Annotated in this window: 4 protein-coding genes and 1 pseudogene; 3 read left to right on the top strand and 2 right to left on the bottom strand. The window is 49.6% G+C overall.

The window, feature by feature from the left end:
• The first annotated feature begins 403 nt into the window (after nucleotides 1–403).
• On the top strand, nucleotides 404–1,828 hold the full coding sequence (locus VBE63_RS23710; protein WP_323685485.1) for a hypothetical protein: 1,425 nt from the start codon (nucleotides 404–406) through the stop codon (nucleotides 1,826–1,828).
• Here VBE63_RS23710 and VBE63_RS23705 read toward each other — a convergent pair.
• Nucleotides 1,819–2,589, bottom strand: a complete 771-nt coding sequence (locus tag VBE63_RS23705) for an IS630 family transposase (RefSeq protein ID WP_323685484.1) — start codon at nucleotides 2,587–2,589, stop codon at nucleotides 1,819–1,821. The genes VBE63_RS23710 and VBE63_RS23705 overlap by 10 nt on opposite strands.
• A 207-nt stretch (nucleotides 2,590–2,796) precedes the next feature.
• On the opposite strand from VBE63_RS23705, the gene VBE63_RS31580 reads away from it, so the two are divergent.
• Entirely contained in the window at nucleotides 2,797–3,024 is a 228-nt protein-coding gene (locus VBE63_RS31580) for a reverse transcriptase N-terminal domain-containing protein (protein WP_416274651.1), read from the top strand.
• Here VBE63_RS31580 and VBE63_RS23700 read toward each other — a convergent pair.
• Nucleotides 3,002–4,117 (bottom strand): annotated as a pseudogene (locus VBE63_RS23700) (ISAzo13 family transposase). The gene VBE63_RS31580 and the pseudogene VBE63_RS23700 overlap by 23 nt on opposite strands.
• A 120-nt stretch (nucleotides 4,118–4,237) precedes the next feature.
• Between VBE63_RS23700 and ltrA the strand changes: the two are divergent.
• Nucleotides 4,238–5,806, top strand: a complete 1,569-nt coding sequence (gene ltrA, locus VBE63_RS23695) for a group II intron reverse transcriptase/maturase (RefSeq protein WP_323685486.1) — start codon at nucleotides 4,238–4,240, stop codon at nucleotides 5,804–5,806.
• Nucleotides 5,807–5,900 lie beyond the last annotated feature (94 nt).

The raw sequence follows: 5,900 nt of genomic DNA, 5'->3' as shown, positions 1-5,900 counted from the left end.
TTTGCTGGTGTCGGTGGCTTGGGTGTCGGCTGTCATGGGGTGAGTTTAGCCGATTTGGTGGCGGGGGTGGGAGCGGCTTTCGCCGCGAACAGCGCGCCCTGCCAGCTCAGAGGAATTAAGTATACTGTCCCCCGAATTCTGCAATTCTGCGAATTCTGTCCCCCGAATTGCAATTGCGAATTGCGAATTCGTGTCCCCGGAATTCGCCTTTCATTTCATCGGTGCGTCGAATACTGAGTAACTAAGGATTTTGCTACAGCTTCTATAAGAAAAACAGGTGAAAAGCAGTCGGCAGGATACAGATAATCCTCTCCTTCCTGGGCGCACTCCCATTTTTCCGGAAGCGAGTTTGTGTTATAATTGCTCTCTTAAAGTCTTAAACAGAAACATAAAGAATACTACCATGTTGAAAATTTTAGTCATCCATGAAGAAAGCGAAAACGAAAACGAAACAGACCGCGAAATACGAAAGATAAACGAAAATCTTGGTCGACTCCAACGCGACAGTCAATCGCTTGACAACCCAGAAGCACTCGATGCACTGGAACGGGACATCCTTGAGCAAACCAACCATCTGGCAGCCATCCTTTTGCAACAACAACTTCAGTCTCTTTTAGACTCCGAAGAAAACAAAGCGAAAGAATCCGTGATCATTGCCGCTTGGCCAGGAAAGATGAAAAGCGAGGGTTATCAAAACGTCGCCATTCGTACAGCAAGCGGCCATGAAATCACACTAAGAGGTCGTTATTACCGACGAAATTGCGACAGGAAAAACGGGAAGCGGCACAAAGGTGTTTATGCTGGTTTGTTATCGCTCGGCATCCACGAACGTACGACGCCACGGCTGGCAGCGCTGATCAGCGGCTGGGCTGCCTTGCTGTGCTCATTTAACGAGGTGTGCCAAGTTTTAGCAGAACAAGGTCTCCCCATCGGTGAAAAAGTCGTCCGTAGAATCGCTTATGGTTATGCGGAACGGGCACGCATCTTTCAGCAAACCCAGCAGCTTCCCCCGGGAGAAACAGTCAAAGGCCGTCGAGTTGTTGTCAGTATTGATGGTGGACGGCTTCGTGTGCGGGAAAACAAAAAAGGCTCAAAAACCGCGAAAGGACGTCATCGCTATCATGGTACCTGGCGTGAGCCGAAGCTCTTTATCGTTTATGTTGTTAACGAAAAAGGAAAAATGGAACAAAGCTTTGCACCACTCATCGATGGTGGATTGCAGGGAGCGGACGCCCTTTTTCAGTTGCTTTTCGGTTACTTGCAGTCGCTCGACATCCAAGCGGCTGAACAAGTTCTTTTCGTTGCCGATGGGGCACATTGGATTTGGAATCGAGTTCATCAATTGACCGGGAAACTCGGTTTGAAACCGGAGCAAGTGCAGGAACTGATCGACTTCTACCACGCAGTGGAGCATCTCCATCAGATTGCCACATTACGGCGTGGCTGGTCAGCCAAACAGCGCCGAACTTGGGTGAAAAAACAACGCCGTCTCTTAGCGCAAGGACAAATCGATTCCGTATTAGACGCATTGCAAACTGTCTATCAGGAACAGAAAAGCCAAGCCATCGCCACCGAACTTTATTATTTTATCGGCAATCGACAACGTATCGATTACTTAAAGGTCAAGTCTCGGCATTTGCCCATTGGTAGCGGTGCGGTCGAAAGCGCCATCCGTCGCGTCGTCAACCTTCGACTGAAGGGGGCGAGTATTTTCTGGCATGAGGCCAACGCCGAGAAGATTCTCATGCTGCGCGCTTTCTTCAAAACAGGCCGCTGGAACCAAATGAAATCAATGGCTTGTTCCCCTTTTGCAGTGGCCTACGAGTGACCCGGAAAATGGGAGTGCGCCCGGCAATATTGCAACGCCTCCATGTAATGAAAACCACCTGAGGCAAATTCGATCACGCCATACATTTTTAAGCCTTTTCTGATGCCTTTTGTTGGTACAAGTGGTTGTTCTCCCTTGGGTGCCCAGGTGCGAAATAAAGAACCCCACATCGCAAACGAAACCTCGTCACCAAACAATATGACCGCATTTTCTTTTTTGGCTTTTTCTAAAATTTCAGGCCACTTTTCATTTTTCCATTGCTCACGTTCCTGTCGGTACTTCTCATCATCCACGCGATCAGTGACAAATGCGGCTTTTTGATAACTCAATCCCATTTTTTTGAGAAGCCGAGTCAAATACCGAGGATTATACACAACGCCATAACGGCGAAAAATGAGTTCGTTAATCATTGCAGAATTCCAAATCGCCGAACGAAAGCCATTTTTTTCCGGCCCCTCCAGGATTAATTGATAAAGTTCATCCTTTTGCTTTTTTGAAAGCTTAGGCTTTCTTCCGCGCCCTTTATAAAGCTCCGTCGTTAACCATCGAAGACCACGTGCCAGAAACTGCTTCAGCCAGTTATACGGAGTTCGTTCGCTTACTTTTAATAATCTTGCAATTTCTGGTGCCGAATAACCCATCGCTATCCAAAGTAAACCTTGCGCGATACGATAAACGTGAAGATTATTGTTTTTTATCGCATCCAGCTGCACTTTTTCTAATTGCTCGCAAAGTTCTTTTGAGAAAAAAATAGAAACCATGATTTGTCTCCTGTTGTTGATGTTGTTATAATGTTACACGATGCCACACAGATTTGCAGCCCCGTTTTTCCTGAAAGTTATTTCCTGAAAGTCTATAGCAGCCTGTCTGACTTTCTGAATTAACATACTGATACATATAGACTTTATGTTTTGTGCTCAGGAGAGCATTCTTTATTAATCAGAGGCTTGCGTTGATAGTCGGACAGGCTGCTAGCTGGCGCAGTCTCCGACCGTTGTCCTTGGCATTCCATCACATGGCACAAGGCATACAAAACGGTTAAGAGGCTGCAAGCGCGTATTGTCGAGGCTGTTAAAGCAGGAGATTGGAGCAAGGTTCATTCGCTTCAGTTCATCCTGTCCCGTTCACATGCGGCTAAGGTAGTCGCTATTAAGGTGATTTTCGCGAAAGGGTTTACCCGCAAGCAGGTCGGATAAGAATGTCCCACTTGGGCAAGGTCGGGCTGCGCTCCAAGCGTGCCTCGACCGCTTTCATGGCTTCTTTGCTCAGTTTGATGCCTTTTTCGTAGGCGGTGCGGCTCAATTCTACGATGGGATGAATCCCCTTCCAGGTCATGGTCTTCGCCCATTCCAGCATGGTCTTGACATCCACTCATTGCGTGCCATTCCAGTGTTGCTCCAGAATGCCCCAACAGCGCTCAATTGGATTGTATTTGCTGTGATATGGTGGATAGTAGAGGAGTTGGATGGGAATACCAATGGCGTCAGAAAAGGCCACGATGCGATACAGAAACTGGGTGCGTTGGCCACTACTTTCTGGGCCATTGTCGAGTTTGATTTGGAGCAGCGACACGCCGTCACGTTCGCTCGCCGGCAGGTTCTCCCACCAACGCTCCAAGCTGTCGACGATGAAGTCACTGGTCTTGGCGGAACTGCCAATGTGCATGGCGAGTTGCCCGACGTCCTCATCAACGATTCCAAAGGGGGTGTATTTCTCCTCACAGCCCATGTCGTGGTCAGCCGCTTGGCGCTCACCTCGCGTTTTGCCGCCACGGGAATACTCGCCAATCTTGACCGTGGCCTTACAATCGACACTGATGCGCTTGGTCGTACCATCCCCCATCTGTTGACCATCTTTTTCCTTGATGTTGGCAAAGATGGCGTCGGTTTCGGGAATTTTCTTTTGCGGCTTGGCCTTGAGAACAGGACGTAATCGGTAGCCATTGCGATTGAGCACCTCCGCCATCGTCGAGGGGGAGGGCAGAATCTCCTCGGCAACACCCTGCTGGCGAAGCTGTTTCAGGGCTTCGGCGGCCGTTAGTCGAGTGTAGGACAGCGGGGTGCGAAAGGTGGGATCCTGCTGAGATTGAGCGCGCGCTAACGCCCACAAGCGCTGTGCAGCCTCTGGGTGCTGGTCTTCCCAAAGCGGTTTGCCGCAGAAGGCTTCTTGCGCCCCCAGACAGGTGATCCCGGTGCGCAACTCATGAAGCCCGAGCTGGACGGTCTCGCGGCCCCATCCAAACACCCGTTCCGCTCGACGCGCATTGCCCGCGCAATATTTCAGCGCCATCTTGGCCTGGAAAAAGCGACGTGTGGCGCCCGTCATGTTGGTGCTCGCCAACTTCAGGTCTTCGATTTGCGAGGGGATCAACGGGGGGATGTCCGCTTCTATTCCGGCTAGCATAGTCGCATTCGCTCAGGTTGGTTTGTTCGGGGAAATCCCATCATAGCTGGGGGAACTGTTATTCGGAAATCACCTAAGAGGGTAACAGAGAACAAAGGCAAGAAGACTCCGGGGGTGGATGGAGAGCTATGGGGCACACCCCAGGACAAGACCAGAGCAATCGCACTGATGACAGGAGCGGGATATAAACCTCAACCTCTTAGGCGGGTACATATCCCTAAAGCAAACGGTAGGAAGAGACCATTGGGCATTCCCACGATGTTAGACAGAGCTATGCAAGCCCTCTACTTGATGACTCTGGAACCCATTGTGGAAGTCCTGTCCGATCCCAACTCGTATGGATTCCGGGCTGGAAGGTCAACAGCAGATGCAGCAGGGCAACAATATCTTAACCTGGCTAAGAAACATTCAGCAACATGGGTAGTGGATGCTGACATTACCGGATGCTTCGACAACATCAGTCATGAGTGGATACTTGAAAACACCCCGATGAATTTCCGGGTGCTCCAGAAGTGGCTTAAAGCAGGTTACATCGAAGATAGAGTAGATCGCCTGTTTCCCACCGAGGCAGGCACGCCTCAAGGGGGAATCATCTCCCCAACCTTAGCCAACCACGTCTTGAACGGTTTAGAGAGCCATGTGAAGGATCACTTCAGGAACACAAGGACAACAAGGGAATACCAAAGAACCAAAGTGAACGTGGTGAGATATGCCGATGACTTTGTCATCACCGCTGCGACGAAAGAAATCGCAGAGGAAGCAATGGAAGTGGCTAGGGACTTTCTAAAAGGAAGGGGATTGGAACTTTCAGACGAAAAAACCTCAATTCGTCACATCGAGGAAGGTTTTGACTTCCTCGGTTGGAACTTCCGCAAATACAACGGAAAGTTGTTGATAAAGCCATCGAAGAAGAACGTCTCGAACCTTCTGGATAAAGTCAGGAATCTGCTCAAAGGAAAACTCCGTACCGCTCCCCAAAACCAAGTGGTAAAGGAACTTCGACTTATCCTAATCGGATGGGCGGAATACCACAAAGGGCAAGTAGCAAAGGAAACCTACAGTAGAGTGGATATGGAAGTATGGAAGGCGCTTTGGTCTTGGGCGAAAAGAAGACATCCAAACAAAGGCAAACGGTGGATTAAGGAAAGGTACTTCCACACCGTAGGGAATCGCCATTGGATGTTTGGAACATGGCATAGTGACGAGGATGGGAAAGAATGGTTCAATGGAATACCCATAACAGTCCATACTCCGATCAAGAGACATGTCAAGGTTAAGAGTGAGGCAACCCCTTTCGACCCACAATGGGAAGAATATTTCGAGCAAAGACGCACGGATGCGATGCGAGGAAATAAAACAGGGATAACCAAACTCGATTCGGTCTGGCGGCGGCAAGATGGGATTTGTCCAATTTGTCGTCAACCATTGAATCTCTCTGAGGAAAATGCACTCCATCATAGGGTACCCAAATCCCTTGGAGGCTCAGACCGCCTAGATAACCTGACACTCTTACATGGAAACTGCCATCGCCAACTTCACAGCCAATACGCTCTGAATGAACTGCCGGCTTTGTAACAAAGGCTTACTTAGGCTTGAGCCGTGTGAGGCGAAAGTCTCATGCACGGTTCTTAGGGGAGGAGGTACGCAGCGATGCGGCCTCCTTACCCGA

The sequence above is a fragment of the Lamprobacter sp. genome, assembly GCF_034860625.1.
Taxonomy (GTDB): Bacteria; Pseudomonadota; Gammaproteobacteria; order Chromatiales; family Chromatiaceae; genus Lamprobacter.
The sequence above is the reverse complement of the archived record's forward strand: the minus strand, read 5'-3'. Positions and strand labels throughout refer to the sequence as shown.

Coding starts and splice junctions, on each gene's coding strand:
- VBE63_RS23705 (WP_323685484.1), bottom strand. CDS start 2,589: ATGGTTTCTATTTTTTTCTCAAAAGAACTTTGCGAGCAATTAGAAAAA.
- VBE63_RS23710 (WP_323685485.1), top strand. CDS start 404: ATGTTGAAAATTTTAGTCATCCATGAAGAAAGCGAAAACGAAAACGAA.